The organism is Streptomyces sp. NPDC045026, from assembly GCF_056432625.1.
Genome location: NZ_JBWKIS010000011.1, coordinates 239,846 through 257,286 on the forward strand (window position 1 = coordinate 239,846; position 17,441 = coordinate 257,286).

The 17,441-nt window shown below is 72.6% G+C and carries 17 protein-coding genes; 3 read left to right on the plus strand and 14 right to left on the minus strand.

Going from position 1 to position 17,441, the window contains the following annotated elements; genetic code table 11:
• Nucleotides 1–23: 23 nt before the first annotated feature.
• A complete protein-coding gene (locus tag AC07EJ_RS24445; RefSeq protein ID WP_389479263.1) occupies nucleotides 24–1,307 on the minus strand; it encodes an adenylosuccinate synthase in 1,284 nt (427 codons plus the stop codon).
• Nucleotides 1,308–1,468: 161 nt separating this feature from the next.
• Here AC07EJ_RS24445 and AC07EJ_RS24450 point away from each other — a divergent pair, with 161 nt between their 5' ends.
• Nucleotides 1,469–2,293, plus strand: a complete 825-nt coding sequence (locus tag AC07EJ_RS24450) for a diacylglycerol kinase (RefSeq protein ID WP_389479261.1) — start codon at nucleotides 1,469–1,471, stop codon at nucleotides 2,291–2,293.
• A 53-nt stretch (nucleotides 2,294–2,346) separates the two neighbouring features.
• Here the strand turns inward: AC07EJ_RS24450 and AC07EJ_RS24455 are convergent, their stop codons facing one another.
• Entirely contained in the window at nucleotides 2,347–3,963 is a 1,617-nt protein-coding gene (locus tag AC07EJ_RS24455) for an ABC transporter permease (RefSeq protein ID WP_389479259.1), read from the minus strand.
• Complete coding sequence (locus AC07EJ_RS24460) at nucleotides 3,960–4,904, minus strand: ABC transporter ATP-binding protein (RefSeq protein WP_389479257.1); 945 nt, start codon at nucleotides 4,902–4,904, stop codon at nucleotides 3,960–3,962. The genes AC07EJ_RS24455 and AC07EJ_RS24460 overlap by 4 nt, the downstream gene beginning before the upstream one ends.
• A gap of 92 nt (nucleotides 4,905–4,996) precedes the next feature.
• On the opposite strand from AC07EJ_RS24460, the gene AC07EJ_RS24465 reads away from it, so the two are divergent.
• Nucleotides 4,997–5,524 carry a GbsR/MarR family transcriptional regulator gene (locus AC07EJ_RS24465; protein ID WP_389479254.1) on the plus strand — a complete coding sequence of 176 codons (528 nt, stop codon included), beginning with the start codon at nucleotides 4,997–4,999 and terminating at the stop codon, nucleotides 5,522–5,524.
• Between the two features lie 45 nt (nucleotides 5,525–5,569).
• On the opposite strand, the gene AC07EJ_RS24470 is transcribed toward AC07EJ_RS24465, so the two are convergent.
• The 3 genes from AC07EJ_RS24470 to AC07EJ_RS24480 form a co-directional block, all read right to left on the minus strand.
• Nucleotides 5,570–6,238 (minus strand): response regulator transcription factor, encoded by a 669-nt coding sequence (locus AC07EJ_RS24470; protein ID WP_478884925.1) that lies wholly within the window; start codon nucleotides 6,236–6,238, stop codon nucleotides 5,570–5,572.
• Nucleotides 6,235–7,620 (minus strand): sensor histidine kinase, encoded by a 1,386-nt coding sequence (locus AC07EJ_RS24475; RefSeq protein ID WP_389479249.1) that lies wholly within the window; start codon nucleotides 7,618–7,620, stop codon nucleotides 6,235–6,237. Before AC07EJ_RS24475 ends, AC07EJ_RS24470 begins: the two co-directional genes overlap by 4 nt.
• A gap of 101 nt (nucleotides 7,621–7,721) precedes the next feature.
• Nucleotides 7,722–8,594 (minus strand): alpha/beta hydrolase family protein, encoded by an 873-nt coding sequence (locus AC07EJ_RS24480; protein ID WP_478884926.1) that lies wholly within the window; start codon nucleotides 8,592–8,594, stop codon nucleotides 7,722–7,724.
• A 138-nt stretch (nucleotides 8,595–8,732) separates the two neighbouring features.
• On the opposite strand from AC07EJ_RS24480, the gene AC07EJ_RS24485 reads away from it, so the two are divergent.
• Nucleotides 8,733–9,383, plus strand: coding sequence for a TetR/AcrR family transcriptional regulator (locus AC07EJ_RS24485; protein WP_389479246.1), 651 nt, complete (start codon nucleotides 8,733–8,735; stop codon nucleotides 9,381–9,383).
• A gap of 27 nt (nucleotides 9,384–9,410) precedes the next feature.
• Here AC07EJ_RS24485 and kynU read toward each other — a convergent pair whose 3' ends face one another.
• The 8 genes from kynU to AC07EJ_RS24525 all read right to left on the minus strand — a co-directional run bounded on the left by kynU (nucleotide 9,411) and on the right by AC07EJ_RS24525 (nucleotide 17,437).
• Entirely contained in the window at nucleotides 9,411–10,625 is a 1,215-nt protein-coding gene (kynU, locus tag AC07EJ_RS24490; RefSeq protein WP_389479243.1) for a kynureninase, read from the minus strand.
• Nucleotides 10,618–11,457 carry a tryptophan 2,3-dioxygenase family protein gene (locus AC07EJ_RS24495; protein WP_389479241.1) on the minus strand — a complete coding sequence of 280 codons (840 nt, stop codon included), beginning with the start codon at nucleotides 11,455–11,457 and terminating at the stop codon, nucleotides 10,618–10,620. Before AC07EJ_RS24495 ends, kynU begins: the two co-directional genes overlap by 8 nt.
• A 158-nt stretch (nucleotides 11,458–11,615) precedes the next feature.
• Complete coding sequence (locus AC07EJ_RS24500; RefSeq protein ID WP_389479239.1) at nucleotides 11,616–12,029, minus strand: DUF3151 domain-containing protein; 414 nt, start codon at nucleotides 12,027–12,029, stop codon at nucleotides 11,616–11,618.
• A 173-nt stretch (nucleotides 12,030–12,202) separates the two neighbouring features.
• The gene (gene fbaA / locus AC07EJ_RS24505) at nucleotides 12,203–13,234 is read right to left on the minus strand and encodes a class II fructose-bisphosphate aldolase (RefSeq protein ID WP_100596406.1); all 1,032 of its coding nucleotides are present in this window, start codon (nucleotides 13,232–13,234) and stop codon (nucleotides 12,203–12,205) included.
• A 180-nt stretch (nucleotides 13,235–13,414) separates the two neighbouring features.
• Nucleotides 13,415–13,966, minus strand: coding sequence for an orotate phosphoribosyltransferase (gene pyrE / locus AC07EJ_RS24510; RefSeq protein ID WP_266561964.1), 552 nt, complete (start codon nucleotides 13,964–13,966; stop codon nucleotides 13,415–13,417).
• 36 nt (nucleotides 13,967–14,002) lie between these two features.
• Nucleotides 14,003–14,797, minus strand: a complete 795-nt coding sequence (locus AC07EJ_RS24515) for an aldose epimerase family protein (RefSeq protein ID WP_389479236.1) — start codon at nucleotides 14,795–14,797, stop codon at nucleotides 14,003–14,005.
• A 20-nt stretch (nucleotides 14,798–14,817) separates the two neighbouring features.
• Nucleotides 14,818–15,654 (minus strand): SRPBCC family protein, encoded by an 837-nt coding sequence (locus tag AC07EJ_RS24520; protein WP_478884927.1) that lies wholly within the window; start codon nucleotides 15,652–15,654, stop codon nucleotides 14,818–14,820.
• 121 nt (nucleotides 15,655–15,775) lie between these two features.
• Nucleotides 15,776–17,437, minus strand: a complete 1,662-nt coding sequence (locus AC07EJ_RS24525) for a polyamine aminopropyltransferase (protein WP_389479231.1) — start codon at nucleotides 17,435–17,437, stop codon at nucleotides 15,776–15,778.
• Between the last annotated feature and the right edge of the window lie 4 nt (nucleotides 17,438–17,441).

Genomic DNA, 17,441 nt, shown 5'->3' on the forward strand with positions numbered 1-17,441 from the left:
CCTGATGTTCCGGGGCGCGCGGCCTACAGGAACGAGTTGATCTCGATGGTCTCGGTGCGGCCGGGGCCGACGCCGATCGCGGAGATCGGGGCGCCCGACATCTCCTCCAGGGCCTTCACGTACGCCTGCGCGTTCTTCGGCAGGTCGGCGAAGGTCTTGGCCTTGGTGATGTCCTCGGACCAGCCCGGCAGGTACTCGTAGACCGGCTTCGCGTGGTGGAAGTCGGTCTGGGAGTACGGGAGCTCCTCGACGCGCTTGCCGTCGATCTCGTAGGCGACGCAGACCGGGATCTGCTCCCAGCCCGTGAGCACGTCCAGCTTGGTGAGGAAGAAGTCCGTCAGGCCGTTCACACGGGTCGCGTAGCGGGCGATGACCGCGTCGAACCAGCCGCAGCGGCGGTCACGGCCGGTGGTGACACCGCGCTCGCCGCCGATGCGGCGCAGCGCCTCGCCGTCCTCGTCGAACAGCTCGGTCGGGAACGGGCCCGCGCCGACCCGGGTCGTGTACGCCTTGAGGATGCCGATGACGCGGCTGATCTTCGTCGGGCCGACGCCCGCACCCGTGCAGGCGCCGCCCGCGGTCGGGTTCGACGACGTCACGAAGGGATACGTGCCGTGGTCGATGTCGAGCAGCGTGCCCTGGCCGCCCTCGAAGAGGACGACCTTGTCGTCGTCGAGCGCCTTGTTCAGGATCAGGGTGGTGTCGGCGACGTAGCCCTTGATCTGCTCCGCGTAGCCGAGCAGCTCCTCGACAACCTGCTCCGCCTCGATGGCGCGCCGGTTGAAGACCTTGGTGAGGAGCTGGTTCTTGCCCTCGAGCGCCGCTTCGACCTTCTGGGTGAGGATCGACTCGTCGTAGAGGTCCTGGACGCGGATGCCGACGCGGTTGATCTTGTCCGCGTACGTCGGGCCGATGCCGCGGCCGGTGGTGCCGATCTTGCGCTTGCCGAGGAAGCGTTCCGTCACCTTGTCGACGGTCACGTTGTACGGCGTGATGATGTGCGCGTTGCCGCTGAGCAGCAGCTTCGACGTGTCGACGCCGCGCTCGTTCAGTCCACTCAGCTCGGAGAGCAGGACCGACGGATCGACGACGACACCGTTTCCGATGACCGGCGTGCACTCCGGCGAGAGGATCCCGGAAGGGAGGAGGTGGAGCGCATACTTCTGGTCGCCTACGACGACCGTGTGACCGGCGTTGTTGCCGCCCTGGTAGCGCACCACATAGTCCACGGATCCACCGAGCAGGTCGGTGGCCTTTCCCTTGCCTTCGTCACCCCACTGAGCACCGAGCAGCACAAGTGCGGGCACAGGCGTACACCCCTTCCGGGCGGGGCAAGACCAAGGTCAGGGGCCGTAGCCGCCTGTATGGGTGTGCCTTGGTGTGCCCCGGAATAGACGAAGCCCCTGGCGCAATAGCGCAAGGGGCTCTTGCACCAAGATGCTACCCGAGGAAGCGAGGCAGGACCGAGGTGGCGGCTTTTGACCAGCTACTGGTGGTCGTCGATCCGGTCGCCCGACGTGCGGACGGCGAGTCGGTACGCATCGCGAAGGACGTGCTCGGCGCCGGTGCGACCGTGAAGGTGTGTCTGCCGGACGGGCCGGAGGAATTCGCGAAGGCGCTGGTCAGAAGGGGTTCCCGACGGCCGGTGGTGATCGGGGACGACCGGGCGCTGCTGCGCGCGGTGGCGCTGCTGCACCGCGAGCGCGACCTTGCCGGGGCCGCTCTCTCGCTCGTGCCGGTCGGCGCGAGCGTCTCGCTGGCGCACTCCCTGGGTGTGCCGGCCGGGGCGGTGGCGGCGGCGCGGGCGGCCCTGGAGGGCGTCGAGCGGCGGCTCGATCTGCTCGTCGACGACTCCGACGGGGTGGTGCTCGGGCATCTGCGGATCCCGCCGGTGGCGCACCCGGCGCCGGCACTGGGCTCCGATCCCGCGCACCACTGGCTGCGCACCTGCCAGTCCCTCGTCCGCACGCTCGCGGCGCGCCCGCCGCGCGCGACCGCGCCCGCGCCGGGGCCGCAGCGGCTGCGGGTCGAGGCGGACGGGGTGACGCTGGTCGATCTGGACCGGCCGGTCGAGGGCGTGAGCGTGGTCCCGGACACGGCGGGCCGGGCCAGCGTCGAGGTCAGGCCGTCCTCGGTGGGCGCGGAGGCGGGACCCCTGCGGGTCCTCGCCCAGACGGTGACGGTGTCGGGCCCGGACTTCCGCTACCGCGCGGACCAGGTGGTCGGCGGCCCCGTACGCACCCGCACGTGGACGGTGCGGGCGGGTGCGTGGGGGCTGACCCTGCCCAAGTGACGGGGTCGGTCAGCCCCGGTGACGCGGTCGGTCGGCCCCGGTGACGGGGCCGGTCAGTTCGACAGGTCGCGGCGGCGCAGGCCCGTCAGGCCCGCTGCGACGAAGACCACCGCGATCGCCGTCAGGGTCAGGACCGGGGTCCACGCCATCTCGCCGCCCGGCAGCTTCGGCAGGTGGCCGAACGGGGAGAGGTTCATGACCGGCTGCGGGAGGTCGAACGCCGGGCCGATCCAGCCGATCAGGAGGGCGACGCCCGCGACGGCCCAGGCCGCCACCGCCGCCCTCGGGAAGACCCCGAACAGCAGCACCGCGAGGCCCCCGATGACCCAGATCGCGGCGAGCTGCGTGAGGCAGGCGCCCAGGACGGGGCCGAAGCTCCTGCCGTAGCCGACCCCGAGGCCGAGCCCGCCGAGCACCATGATCAGTGCGGACCCGCCGAACGCGATGACCAGATGGCCCGCCGCCCACCGCAGCCGGCCGACCGCCGCCGCGAGGACCGGCTCGGCGCGCTGCGAGGTCTCCTCGCCGCTGAGGCGGAGGACCGACGAGACGATGTAGAGCGCGGCGACCATCCCGAGCATGCCGACCATCGTGGCGAGGAACGCGTCCGTGACGCCGGACTGGCCGCCCATCCGCTCGATGATGTCGCGCGTCTTCTGGTTGTCGCCGACGAGATCGGTCGCGCCCTGCGTCATCCCGCCGAACGCGATGCCGGTGACGAGGAAGCCGGCGCTCCACCCGAACACGCTGCCGCGCTGGAGCCTCCAGGCGAGTGCGCCCGCCGTGCCGAGCCGGCCCTCGGCGGGTCCGGGGCGGCTCGGCAGGAAGCTCATCCCGATGTCACGCCGCCCCGCGAGCCCGTACGCGACCACACCCTGCGCGGCCACCCCCGCCACGGACAGGAGCAGCACCCACCAGCGCTCGTCCGCGAACGCCCGCGTGTTCTCCAGCCAGCCGAGCGGCGACAGCCAGGTCAGTGCCGACGAACCGGCCGCCGTCCCCGAGTCCCCGGCCGCGCGCAGGACGAACGCGAGGCCGAGCACCGCCGACGTGAGGCCCTTGGCGAGGCGCGCGCTCTCCGTGAGCTGCGCGACGATCGCCGCCATGGTGGCGAACACCATGCCGGTCCCCGCGATCGCGAGCCCCAACGCCAGTGCCCCGCCGCCGCCTTGGGAGGCGAGGCCGCCCGCGACGAGCAGGGCGGTGGCCGCGTCGGCGACGAGCGCCGCGAGCAGGGCGGCGGTCAGCGGGGCGCGCCGCCCCACCATCGCCGAGGACACGAGCTCCTGCCGCCCGCTCTCCTCCTCGTCACGGGTGTGCCGTACGACGATGAGCAGGCTCATGATGGCCGCGAACAGCCCCCCGTAGACCCCGATGCGCCACGCGGTGAGTCCGCCGATCGAGTCGGCGAAGACCGGCCCGTACAGGGCGCGCATCGAGCTGTTCGTGGCCATCGACTGCGCGAGGTCGGCGCGCTCGACGGCGGTGCTGTAGACGCTCTTCAGCGAGCCCGGCATCGACAGGACCATCATGAGGATGACGGCGACCCAGACGGGGATCATGACGCGGTCGCGGCGCAGCGCGAGCCTCAACAGGGTTCCCGTTCCCGCGAGTTGACGCGCTCCGGCGGCGCGGGGGGCGAAGCGCGCGCCGGCCACGGCGGCGGTCATCGCGACATCGCCCCTTCGGCGGCGCGGGCGCCGGTCCCGTCCGCACCGTCAACCCCGTCGTCCTGATAGTGCCGCAGGAACAACTCCTCCAGCGTGGGCGGGGTGCTGGTGAGCGACCGCACGCCGGACCCCGTGAGCGAGCGGAGCACCGCGTCGAGCTTGTCGCTGTCGACCTGGAGCTTGACGCGCAGGCCCTGGACGTCGAGGTCGTGCACGCCGGGGAGTCGGCCGAGTCCGTCGGGCGCGGAGGCCAGTTCGGCGGTGACGCTGGTGCGCGTCAGGTGCCGCAGCTCGCCGAGGGAGCCGGTCTCGACGGTACGGCCCTTGCGGATGATGCTGATCCGGTCGCAGAGCGACTCGACCTCGCTGAGGATGTGCGACGACAGCAGCACGGTCTGGCCCCGCTCGCGGGCGGCCTCCTTGACGTACGCCTGGAAGACCCCCTCCATCAGCGGGTCGAGGCCGGAGGTCGGCTCGTCGAGGATGAGGACGTCGACGTCGGACGCGAAGGCGGCGACCAGCGCGACCTTCTGCCGGTTGCCCTTGGAGTAGGTGCGGCCCTTCTTGGCCGGGTCGAGCTCGAACCGCTCGATCAGGTCCGCCCGGCGCGCCTTGTCGAGTCCCCCGCGCAGCCGTCCGTAGAGGTCGATGACCTCGCCGCCGCTGAGGTTGCGCCACAGCGTGACGTCGCCCGGCACGTACGCGACCTTGCGGTGCAGGGCGACGGCATCGGCCCAGGGGTCGCCACCGAGCAGCTGCACCGCGCCGGAGTCGGCGCGCAGCAGGCCGAGCAGGACGCGGATGGCGGTGGACTTCCCGGCACCGTTGGGGCCGAGGAAGCCGTGCACCTCGCCGGCCTCGACGTCCAGGTCGAGGCCGTCCAGAGCGTGCGTCTTGCCGAACGACTTGTGCAGTCCGGAGACGGTCATTGCCTTCGTCATGTTTCAGAACGTACGCTACTTTCACAAACTTGTGAAGTTAAGGAAGCGTATAAACTTGAGGCTGCACATCACCCAGGGGAGATGATCGGGACATGAGCGCGACGAAGGACGGCGACAGCGGCACCGGGGCGAGCCAGGACGGCGGCGAGGCGGCGGTGTCACGCTTCGTGGAGCGGTTCGCCGCGGAGATGACCGAGGCCGGGATGCAGCGGATGGCCTCCCGCGTCTTCGCCTCGCTGCTCGCCTCCGACGAGAGCGCACTGACCTCCGCCGAGCTCTCCCAGCGGCTGCAGATCAGCCCGGCGGCGGTGTCCGGCGCGGTGCGCTATCTGACACAGGCGGGCATGGTCGGACGCGAGCGGGAGCCCGGCTCGCGCCGCGACCGCTACCGGCTGCACAACGACCTGTGGTTCGAGACCTTCACCCGCCGCGACCAGCTCCTGGCGCGCTGGGAGAAGGTCCTGCGCGACGGGGTGGAATCACTGGGGCCGGACAGCCCCGCGGGCCTGCGCCTCGCGGAGACGGCGGCGTTCATGGCGTTCCTGGACAGCGAGCTGAAGGGCCTGATGAAGAGGTGGCACGCACACCGGGAGACGCTCGACCTCGGCCCCCTGAGCTGACGCCCCCCTCTGCACGCCGACTGCTCACGCCTGTACGCCGACGGCTTACGCGGGCCTGACCAGCCGCGCCTCGTACGCGAAGACCGCGGCCTGGGTGCGGTCCCGCAGGCCCAGCTTGACGAGGACCCTGCTGACGTGGGTCTTGATGGTGGATTCGGCGACCACGAGCCGTCCGGCGATCTCCGCGTTCGACAGGCCCTGGGCGATCAGCACCAGCACCTCCGTCTCGCGCTCCGTCAGCTCGCCGAACGCCCCCGGGTTCGCCACCGCGGGCAGCTTCGGGGTCTCGGCGAGCTTGGAGAACTCCGTGATCAGGCGGCGGGTGACCGAGGGGGCGAGGAGCGCCTCGCCCTCGGCCACCACCCTTACCCCGTCGGCCAGTTGGCGGGCCGAGGCGTCCTTGAGGAGGAAGCCGGAGGCACCGGCGCGCAGCGCCTGGTAGACGTACTCGTCGAGGTCGAAGGTGGTCAGGACGAGCACCTTCGCGGCGCCGTCCATGGCGGCGATCTCGCGGGTGGCCTCGATGCCGTTCAGCTCCGGCATGCGGATGTCCATGAGGACGACGTCCGGGGAGAGTTCACGGACCCGGGCGATCGCCTCGCGGCCGTTGACCGCCTCGCCGACGACCTCGATGCCGGGCATCGCGTTGAGCAGGACCGAGAAGCCCTCGCGGACCATCATCTGGTCGTCGGCGATCACTACGCGGATGGTCATGCGGGGTCCCCCGACTGGTCCGTCGCCGTCGCCGTCGTCGGCTGCGGCGCGGGCTCCGGCTCCGGTGTCGCCACCGGCACGAACGCCGCCACCTCGTAGCCGCCGTCAGCCGTCGGGCCAGCCGTCATCTCGCCGCTCAGCATCGCGATGCGCTCCCGCATGCCCGTGATGCCGTGGCCCGCGCCCGGCGAGGGCTTGACCAGGCCGGTCGGCGGGCCGTTCACGACGCGCAGGCCGAGCCCCCCGAGGACGTACGACACCTCGACGCGCGCCTCGGCGCCGGGCGCGTGCCGCAGCGCGTTGCTCAGCGCCTCCTGCACGATGCGGTACGCCGACAGCTCGACGCCCTGCGGCAGGTCGCGCACCGCGCCGGTGACCGTCTGCCCGACCCGGAGCCCGGCCTCCCGGACGTTCTCCAGGAGCCGGCCGAGGTCGGCGAGCGTGGGCTGCGGGGCGTCGGGCGCCTCGTAATCCTCGGCCCGTACGACGCCCAGGACCCGGCGCAGCTCGGTGAGCGCCGCCACCGCGTTCTCGCGGATCGTGACGAAGGCCTGCTCCAGCTCGGGCGGCGGGTTCTCCACGCGGTACGGCGCGGCCTCCGCCTGGATCGCGACGACCGACATGTGGTGCGCGACCACGTCGTGCAGCTCGCGGGCGATGTTCGTGCGCTCCTCCAGGAGCGTGCGCTTGTCCCGCTCCACGGCCGTGACCTGGCGCTGCGCGGTCATCTCCACCTTCGCCTCGCGCCTGACGTGCACCGTCGTGGTGACGAGCAGTGCGAGCGCGGAGATGACGAGCATCGGCCCGGTGTCCGAGTCCATGGAGTACCAGAGGACCGACGCGAAGAAGCCGAAGGCGGCCGTCCCCGCCCACATCCAGGCCGCCGTGCGCGGCCGGGTCCTGGCGGCGACCACCGTCATCACGACGATGTGCGCGAAGAACCCGGCGGGCGCCCACGGAGCGCCGAACCCCTCCCCGCCGAGCACCGCGACGAACGGCGTCGACACGAGGGATATCCACCACGCCCCGACCGGCCTGAGCAGGGTCATCGCCACGGCGACCGCAGGGACGAAGCCGGCCACCGCGTGGAGGAGGCCGCCGCCCATCGACTCCCCGACGGTGAGCGAGAGCATCACCGTGAACAGGGCGGCGCCCACGACCACCGCGTGCGGCGTCCACACCGCGTAGCGGCGCACGCGCTCCGGCAGCCGCCGCAGCAGCGGGCCGTCCGGGGACCACGGCGGCAGCGGGCGGTAGGCGAAGGGATCCTTGAACAGGTCCTGCCGCAGGCCGCTCAGCGCGCCGGCGGCGAGACGGTACTCGGGGCTGCGGCTCTTGGCCCCCGCCGGCATCGTCTGGGTCTGGGTCTGGGTCTCGGTCACGTACAGCACGGTATGCGGCGGCCGGCTCCGGCCGCGTCCCACGCGAGGAGGGTCCTGGGCCCTCCGTCGCAGGTACTACACGCTCCCGCCCGGGCCGGGCGTCACCACGCCAGCTGGGCGATCTCCTCCGCCACCACGGCGCACGCGTCGGCGGCCGGGTCGATCAGGGGGAAGTGGCCGACGCCCTCCAGGAGCGTGAGCCCCACGACCTCGCCCGCCTTCGCCGCCGCGTCCGCGTACGCCTCGGCGACCGCGAAGGGCACCGTCGTGTCCGTGCGCCCCTGCACCAGGGCCGTCGCGATGCCCGTGGGCAGCAGCGCGGCCGGGTCGGCGTACGGCAGACGCTCGTCGAACACGGCTTCGCCGCCCAGGAATTGGGCGGGCGCGCCGGAGCAGACGTCGAGGTCGCGGGCCGTCCCGAAGTCGGCGATCGGGGCGAGCGCGACGACGCCGCGCAACGGTGCGGGGGCGGCGGTGCGCCAGGGCGCGTCCTCGGGCAGCAGATGCCGCGCCGCGGCCCACAGCGCGAGCTGCCCGCCCGCCGAGTGCCCCACGACGACGGTGCGCCGCGGGTCGCCCTGCGGCAGCACGGCCCGTACGAGGCCGGGGAGGGCGTCGAGGGCGGCGGCGATGTCGTCGAACGTCTCCGGCCAGCGTCCGGCCACCGGACCGGTGCCGCCCTGCTGGGGCAGTGAACTGCCGCGCCGGTACTCGATGTTGGCGACCGCGAAGCCGCGCCGCGCCAGGAAGTCGGCGAACGGCGTGAGGTGCTGCCGGTCGTAGGGGGCGCGCCACGCGCCGCCGTGCAGGAGCACCACCAGGGGCGCGGAGTCCGCCCCGTCGCGGGGCGCGTAGAAGTCGACGACCTGGTCCGGGTGATCCCCGTACGCGGCGGTGACGTCGGGCGGGACCACGGGGTGCGAGAAGGCCGATGCCTCTTCGGCCTCGTCGCGGGCGGCGTCGTCGTCCGGCATGCTCCAACCTCTCAGCGTCACGGCGGAATTGGAAAGTAGCGGAATGGGAAAGTATGCGGACGCTACCAGGCCGGTGACGTGGGCGGACACACACCGTAACCGCATAAACGGTTCCCTTGTGCCGTTACCCTGGGCCGTATGCCCGAACAAGCAGAGCCCGGCACCACACGGACGGAACCCGGCGCCGTGCAGGCAGAGCCCGGCACCGTCCGTCCCGGCGGGCGCACGGCACGGGTCCGCGCCGCCGTCCTCGACGCCGCCGGTGACGTGCTCGCCGAACAGGGCTTCGCCCATCTCGACCTGGCGGACGTCGCACGGCGCGCGGAGGTCGGCAAGACGACGGTGTACCGGCGCTGGGGGTCGGTCACGGGGCTCGTCGCCGATCTGCTCGCCGACATGGCCGAGCAGTCGCTGCCGCGCACCGACACCGGGACCCTGCGCGGCGACCTGCGGGCCAACGCCCGACTGGTGCGGCGCGCGTTGGCCGACCCTCGCCAGGGCGCCCTGTTCCGGGCCGTCATCGCCGCCGCCACCTGCGACGACAAGACGTCGGCTGCCCTGCGCCGCTTCTACGGGGTACGGGTCGCCGAGTGGGCGCCGTGCGTGGAACAGGCCGTGCGGCGCGGCGAGTTGAGGGACGGCACGGATGCGGCGGCCGTCGTACGGGCCGTGTCCGCACCTCTCTACTACCAGCTCCTGACGGCCGGATCCGCGCCGACCGAAGCCGACGCGGACCAGGCCGCCGACGCCGCCGTCGCGGCGGCGGAAGCGGGCGTCTACACCGCCTGAGGCGTTCCTACACCACCTCAGGCGTTCCTACGCCTCCGCGGCCGCCAGCTGATCCGCGAGGATCCGCGCGGCCCGCTCCACCTCGGCGAACCCGAGATACAGCGGGGTGAAGCCGAACCGCAGCACGTCCGGGGCGCGGAAGTCACCGACCACACCCGCCGCGATCAGCCGCTCCATGACGGCCCCGGCGTCGTCGGCGCGCAGCGCCACCTGGCTGCCGCGCTCGGCGTGCGCCGCGGGCGTCACGGACTCGACCCGGCCCGCGGGCACGTACGCCTCGACGCACTCCAGGAAGAAGTCGCTCAGCGCGAGCGACTTGGCGCGCACCGCGTCGACCGACACCCCGTCCCAGACGTCGAGCGCCGCCTCCAGGGCGAGCATGGACAGGATGTCGGGGGTGCCGACCCTGCCCCGCACCGCCCCGTCCCCGGCCTCGTACGAGGGCCGCATCCCGAACGGCTCGGCGTGCGAGTTCCACCCCGGCAGCGGCGAGTCGAAGCGGCTCTGCAGATCACTGCGCACATACAGGTACGCGGGTGAACCGGGGCCGCCGTTCAGGTACTTGTAGGTGCAGCCGACCGCGAGGTCGACCCCGTGCTCGTCGAGCCCGACCGGCAGGGCGCCCGCGCTGTGGCACAGGTCCCAGACGGACACGGCGCCCGCCGCGCGCACCGCGGCGGTCAGCGCGGGCAGGTCGTGCAGACGGCCCGTGCGGTAGTCGACGTGGTTGAGGAGCACCGCGGCCGTACGGTCGCCGAGCGCGCCCGGGACCTCCGCGGGGGTCAGCGGGCGCAGCGTGCAGCCCGTCATCCGGGCGGCCGACTCGGCGATGTACCCGTCCGTGGGGAACGTCGTCGCGTCGACGAGGATCTCGTCGCGCCCCTCACCGGCCAGGCGCACCGCGCCCACCAGCGCCTTGAAGACATTGACGCTGGTCGAGTCGCCGACGACGATCTGCCCCTCGGCGGCACCGACGAGGGGCGCGATCCGGTCGCCGATCCGCTCCGGCGCCGTCCACCAGCCCGACTCGGTCCAGGAACGGATGCGCAGCTCGCCCCACTGTCGGCGCACGACGTCCTCGACGCGCCCCGGCACGTGCGCGGGGAGCGCGCCCAGCGAGTTGCCGTCGAGGTACACGGTGTCACCGGCGTCGTCCAGGACGAACCGCTCGCGCAGCTTGCCCAGCTCGTCGGCGGCGTCCAGCTCCAGCGCCTTCTCGCCAAGGGCAGTCACGTCAGACATGGGACCTCGCTGTCCACAGCTCGGGGAACACGTTGTTCCGGGCGCGCTTCTCCAGCCAGGCCACGCCCGCGGAGCCGCCCGTGCCCGTCTTGGCGCCCATGGCCCTGCGGGTCGCCACCAGGTGGTCGTTGCGCCATCGCCACACCAGCTCGGCGACGTCGGTGAGGGCCTCGCCGAGGCGGGCGAGCTCGTCGCCCTCGTCACCGGCGTACAGGGCGGTCCACACGGCCTCGACCGCGGGCGACGGCTCGTACTTCAGCGCCACGTTCCGCTTGAGCACGCTCTCGGGGACGGGGTGCCCGCGGCGGGCGAGGAGCCGCAGCACCTCGTCGTACAGGCTCGGCTCCTCAAGGGCCTTCTCCAGCTCCGCGTACACGCGGGGCGCGCCCCGGTGCGGGACCAGCATGGAGGCGGACTTGTCGCCGAGCAGGAACTCCATGCGCCGGTACATCGCCGACTGGAAGCCGGAGCCCTCGCCGAGGGCGGCCCGGTAGGAGTTGAACTGCGCGGGGGTCAGCTGGCTGAGCGGGCGCCACGACGCGTTCAGCGCGTCCAGCTCGCGCACGGAGCGCTTCAGGGCGGCCACCGCGGTCGGCACGTCGTCGCCGCGCAGGGCCCGCGACGCGGTCTCCCACTCGTGGACGATGACCGTGAACCACAGCTCCATCACCTGGGTCGTGACCAGGAAGACCATCTCTCCGGGGTCGTCGGAGCGGGTGTGCTGGAGGTGGGTGAGGACGTCGGCCTGGACGTAGTCCTCGTAAGGGGTGGTTCCCGCAAAGTCGAGATACGGCGTCTCTGGCTCGTTCGACTCGTGAGCCTCGTGGGACATCGCTGTCTCCTTGAACGTACTCCGGGTAGCGGTCCGCCCCTGCCGAATTCCGGCACGGGGGCCCCGGTCCCCACCGGCATCCTCCGCAATCGTCCCCCGAAACGGCAAGGCCCGCCCGGTCACATCGTCACGGGCGGGCCTTGTACGAAGCCGGGAATCTAGCCCAGGGTCTGGGCCGCGGCGGGCGAGGAGTCCTTGAGGAACTGCGCGCAGCGCTCGTACTCGTCCTGCTCGCCGATGGACTGCGCGGCGCGCGCGAGGGCGTGCAGGGCGCGCAGGAAGCCGCGGTTCGGCTCGTGCTCCCACGGCACCGGGCCGTGGCCCTTCCAGCCGCTGCGGCGCAGCGCGTCGAGGCCGCGGTGGTAGCCGGTGCGGGCGTACGCGTACGACTCGACGACGCTGCCGCGCTCGTACGCCTCGTCGGCGAGGCGCGCCCAGGCGAGGGAGGACTTCGGATACTTCGCGGCGACATCGGCGGGCGCCGTGCCGCTCGCCAGGAGCTCGCGCGGCTCCGGGTCGTCGGGCAGCTCGGTCGGGGGCGGTCCCCCGAGAAGGTTCTCGTGAAGGCTCATGTGTTCCAGTCTGCGCCATGACCGGCGGTGTGTTCCATGCCGGTGATCGCGAGCCTGCCCAGCGCCCGGACCAGCACGTCCGCGCCCGCCTCGGTCGTGACCCTGCGGGTACGCCGGAGCCCGGCACCCCACGAAAGGGATGCCGGGCCCGGTGACGTACGAGAGAACGTGCCTTACTTGAGCTTCGTGCCCGTGGAGCGCAGGTTCGCGCAGGCCTCGGAGACGCGCTTGGCCATGCCCGCCTCGGCGGACTTTCCCCAGGTGCGCGGGTCGTACTGCGACTTGACGCCGACTTCGCCGTCGACCTTCAGGACGCCGTCGTAGTGACGGAACATGTGGTCCGCGACCGGACGCGTGAAGGCGTACTGGGTGTCGGTGTCGAGGTTCATCTTCACGACGCCGTTCTCCAGCGCCGTCGCGATCTCCTGCTCGGTGGAGCCGGAGCCGCCGTGGAAGACGAAGTCGAAGGGCTGCGACCCGGCCGTCTTGCCGTACTTGGCGCCGACGCCCTCCTGGAGGTCCTTGAGGAGCTCCGGACGCAGGACGACGTTGCCCGGCTTGTACACGCCGTGCACGTTGCCGAAGGACGCGGCGAGCAGGTAGCGGCCCTTCTCGCCCAGGCCCAGGGCCTCGGCGGTGCGGATCGCGTCGTCGACGGTCGTGTACAGCTCGTCGTTGATCTCGTGGCTGACGCCGTCCTCCTCGCCGCCGGTCGGGGTGATCTCGACCTCGAGGATGATCTTCGCGGCAGCGGCCTTCGCGAGCAGCTCCTGGCCGATGGCCAGGTTGTCGGCGAGGGTCTCCGCGGAGCCGTCCCACATGTGGGACTGGAACAGCGGGTTGCGGCCGGCCTTGACGCGCTCGGCGGAGATGTCGAGCAGCGGGCGCACATAGCCGTCCAGCTTGCCCTTGGGGCAGTGGTCGGTGTGCAGCGCGACGGTGACGTCGTACTTCTCGGCGATGATGTGCGCGTACTCGGCGAGCGCCACCGCGCCCGTCACCATGTCCTTGTTGTACTGGCCGCCCAGGAACTCCGCACCGCCGGTGGAGATCTGGATGATGCCGTCGCTCTCGGCCTCCGCGAAGCCGCGCAGCGCAGCGTTCAGGGTCTGCGAGGAGGTCACGTTGATGGCCGGATAGGCGAACTTGCCGGCCTTCGCGCGGTCCAGCATCTCGGCGTAGACCTCGGGAGTTGCGATGGGCATGTGTCCGCTCCTTGGGATGTGCGGGTGTGTGCTGTCAGACCCTGACCTGGGGCCTCTCGTCTGGATCGGCCCCGGATGGCGACGTCATCGTCGCCCCCATCTTTCCAGACTTGCCGGACAGCTCCAGTACTGGTCGCGTACTGGGTCCGGCCCGTTATCGGCCGGCCCGTCCGGCCTGCCTCAGTCGAGGCCCAACTCGTCCTTGCCGTACGCGAACAGGTACGGCACCCCGGCGCCCTCGGTGATCTTCTCGGCGGCACCCGTGGCGCGGTCCACGATCGTGGCGACGCCGACGACCTCGGCACCGGCCTCGCGCACGGCCTCGACGGCGGCGAGCGGGGAGCCGCCGGTGGTGGACGTGTCCTCGACGACGAGGACGCGGCGGCCCTTGATGTCCGGACCCTCGACGCGGCGCTGCATGCCGTGCGCCTTGGCGGCCTTGCGGACCACGAAGGCGTCGAGGCGCTCGCCCCGGGCCGCGGCCGCGTGCAGCATGGCGCCGGCGACCGGGTCGGCGCCCATCGTCAGGCCGCCGACGGCGTCGAAGTCGAGGTCGGCGGTCAGATCGAGGAGCACCTGGCCCACCAGCGGGGCGGCCTCGCCGTCGAGGGTGATGCGGCGCAGGTCGATGTAGTAGTCCGCCTCAAGACCGGAGGAGAGCGTCACCTTGCCGTGCACCACGGCCTTGTCCTTGATCTGCTGGAGAAGCGCGTCGCGCACGTCGTTCGTCATGGCTACGAGCTTAGACGGCCGGTCCTGGGCTCCGGCTCAGAGCGTTCGCCACGTCCAGGTGGCCGACGCCTCCAGCGGGTCCACCGGGGTGACGAGGCGCGGCAGGGTGTTCAGGCCGTCCGGCGGGCCGGTCTGCGGCTCCACGCACACGGCCGCCTCCTGCTCGTCGTAGACGACGACCCACTGCTCCCGGCTCGTGATCCTGACCTCGAGCCGGCGCGGCCAGGTCAGGGTCACGTCGACGCCGTCGGGCATGCCGAAGCAGTCGTCCCAAGGGCCGTCCGTGCGGTCGACGCGCTTGCCGGTGGGGAGGTGGTCGTCGCCGCGCTCCTCCTGCCAGGCCGGGGAGAAGTCGGCGTGCACGCCGTCGGTGGAACCGTCGAGGACCCGGTTGAACCAGGGGTGCCAGCCGGCCTGCGCGGGGAACGAGTCGCCGTACGTCTCGATGCCGAGCGTCAGCGTGAGGGAGTCCTCGGCGAGGCGCACCATCTGCGTGACGCGCCCGGTCCAGGGCCAGGGCTCGGCGAGGTCGTACGTGAAGACGGCCTCGTCGGCGCTCACGCGGGCGGTCGTCCACTCGGCGTCGCGGGCGAAGCCGTGGATGGCGTGCGGCGGCGAGTTCAGGGGCATCTGGTACGTCCGCCCGCCGTCCCGGAACCTGCCGTCCCTGATGCGGCCGCACCACGGCACCATCGGGAAGCAGCCGTACCGCTCCCCCTGTCGGAGGAGTTCGGTGCCGCCGATCCGCAGGCTGCTCACGCGGCAGCCGTTGCCCGGCTGCACGGTCACTTCCGCGTCACCCGCGGTCAGCGTCGTTTCCTGGGTAGTCACGGGCCGACCTTACTTTTCGATCAGCGCCGGCGGCGCAGTACCCGGCCGACGACGATCGCGGAAGCGACCACGACGGCGGCGGCGGGCGCGGCCCAGCGCAGCGTGGCGGTGGCTGTCGTGGACTCGGGCGCGGGCACCGGCGCGTACCGGCCGCGCGGCGGCGCGTGGTCGACCTCCTCGGCGCTGCGGCCGATCATCGTCCGGCGGGCGTGGGCGGCCTCGGCGGGCGGCACGTCGGCATCGAACCCGATGTCTTCGCCGGCCGCGGCACCCTCGGGTCCCAGCTCCGCGAAGGGGGCGAGCGCGGGCGGCGGGATCTCGGTCTCGAAGACGGAGCTGTGGGCCTCGTCGACGTCACCTGTGTCGTCCACGTCGTCAGCGGCGGCATCGGCGGAGCTCTCCGGGCCGGTCGCGTCGTCCGCCTCCGGGTCCGTCCCCGGCTCCGCCGCCGTGCCGAGTGCCTCCGCGAACCGGCTCAGGAGGCGGCGGACCGCGGACTGCACGGCGTCGTCGTCGAGTTCGGCGACCCGGCCGTCCCCGCTGCCCGACGCCACGAACGTGACGTTCGAGCCCCCGGGCACCGCGGCGACCCGCACCGTCACCGCGAACTTCACGGAACCCGTGCCCCGCGCCTCGGCGCCGTCGCCCTCGACCGCGAACGCCCCGGTCTGCGTCTCGGTGACGCGCAGGGAGCCGCGGTAGGTGATGGTGTGGCCGCCGATGCGGAGCTTCAGCCTGCCGCCGTCGCCGGAGGCCTCCCGCTGAAGGCCGGGCACCGCCCTCGCCACCAACTCCGGGGCTGCCAGCGCGCCCCTCAACGACTCCGCCGGAACCGGAACGAACACCTCATGCTCCATGCTGACCGAGCCTACCCACGCCCGGCCCCACCCGTCCCGCGTTCGGCACGTAGTCGGTGGGCGTAGCGCCTCGGCCGGGGTACCACCACGGTCGGCGTACCGCCTCACTCGGGGTACCGCCTCAGTCGGCGTACCGCGGATGCACCAAGGTCGACGGCGCGAGCCCGGTGATCCTCGATCGCTCCGCCGCCCGTACCTGCTCGCGCGGCACCGCACCCTGAGGCGGCGGCCGGTGGCCCGCGAGCACGAAAGCCCAGTCGCTCGGTGCCCGCGTCCCGTCGAGGGTCCGGTCGGGCCCGTCGGTGATCCCGGTGAGCCGGTCCCACGCCCCGTGCCGCCGCCCGGCCGGGGCCGGGGGTGCGCCCGCGCCCACCCAGTACGGCACCGTCCGCAGGCCCGCCGCGCGCAGCGTCGTGTCGACCGTCCAGAACACGCGGGGCCGCGACGACAGCGACCCGGCGTGCACGGCGAGCCGCCCGTCCGGGGCGAGGACCTGGGCCGCCAGGCCGTAGAACTCCTGCGAGTACAGCTTCGTGCTGGCCGTGATCCCCGGGTCGGGCAGATCGGAGATCACCACGTCGTACGGGGCGTGGGGCCCGCGCAGCCAGTGGAAGGCGTCCTCGGTCACGGCCCGCACGCGCGGGTCCTGATAGACGTGCCCGTTGAGCGCGCTGAGCGGCGGATCGTTTCTGGCGAGGCGGACGACGCCCGGATCGATCTCGACGATGTCCACCCGACGTACCCCGGGGAAGCGCAGGACCTCGCGGGCGGCGAGGCCGTCACCACCGCCGAGGATGAGCACGCGCGCGTGCGGTCCGGCCATCGCGGGCCGCACCAGGGCCTCGTGGTAACGCTGCTCGTCCCGGCCGCTGACGCGCAGGCGCCCGTCGAGATACAGATTGAGCGGCTCGTGCTTCCCTCCGGTGAGGACGACTTCCTGTACGCCGGTCTGCACGGCGACGCGGACGTCGTGGCCGTACATGGCCTGCCGGGCGGCGCGCTCGAAGTCGTCGACGAGGGCCGCGGCACAGGCCAGCAGGCCGAGCACGACGACGTTCGCCACGAGCAGCGTCCAGCGGCCCCGGCGCGTCAGGTCCCTGCGGAACAGGCCGAGTACGAGGGCGCCGCCCGCGAGCGCGTTGACCGCGCCGGTCAGCAGCGCGCCCGTCAGCTGCCCGAGCATCGGCAGCAGCAGGAAGGGGAAGGCGAGCCCGCCGACTAGCGCGCCCACGTAGTCGGCGGCGAACAGGTCGGCGACGGCACCGCCCGCGTCCTGCCGTCTGATCCGCTGGATGAGCACCATCAGCAGGGGCACCTCGGCGCCGATGAGCACCCCGATGGCGAGGGAGAACCCGACGAGCATGTAGCGCGAGCCGCCCGCCCAGGATCCGCCCCAGTCGCCGGTCCAGGCGAACACGGCGTACAGCGCCATCGCACTGCACCCGCCGACCAGCGCGAGGGCGGCCTCGACCGCGCCGAACCCGGCGGCGGCCCGCAGCCGCAGCCGCTTGGCCGCGAGCGAGCCGATGCCCATCGCGAAGACCATCACGGACAGGACGACGGACGCCTGGGTGACCGAGTCGCCGATCAAGTACGAGGCGAGCGCCACCAGTTCGAGTTCGTACACGAGTCCGCAGGCCGCGCAGAGGAAGACGCCCGCGAGCACGAGGAACCGCCCCGTCGCCTGCTTCACGGGAAGAGGGGCCACGGGAAGGGGTGCCTTGCCCTCCTCGCTCCGGGCGCGTGGGACGCGGGACGGGATGGAGGTGCGCGGGTCGATCACGTTG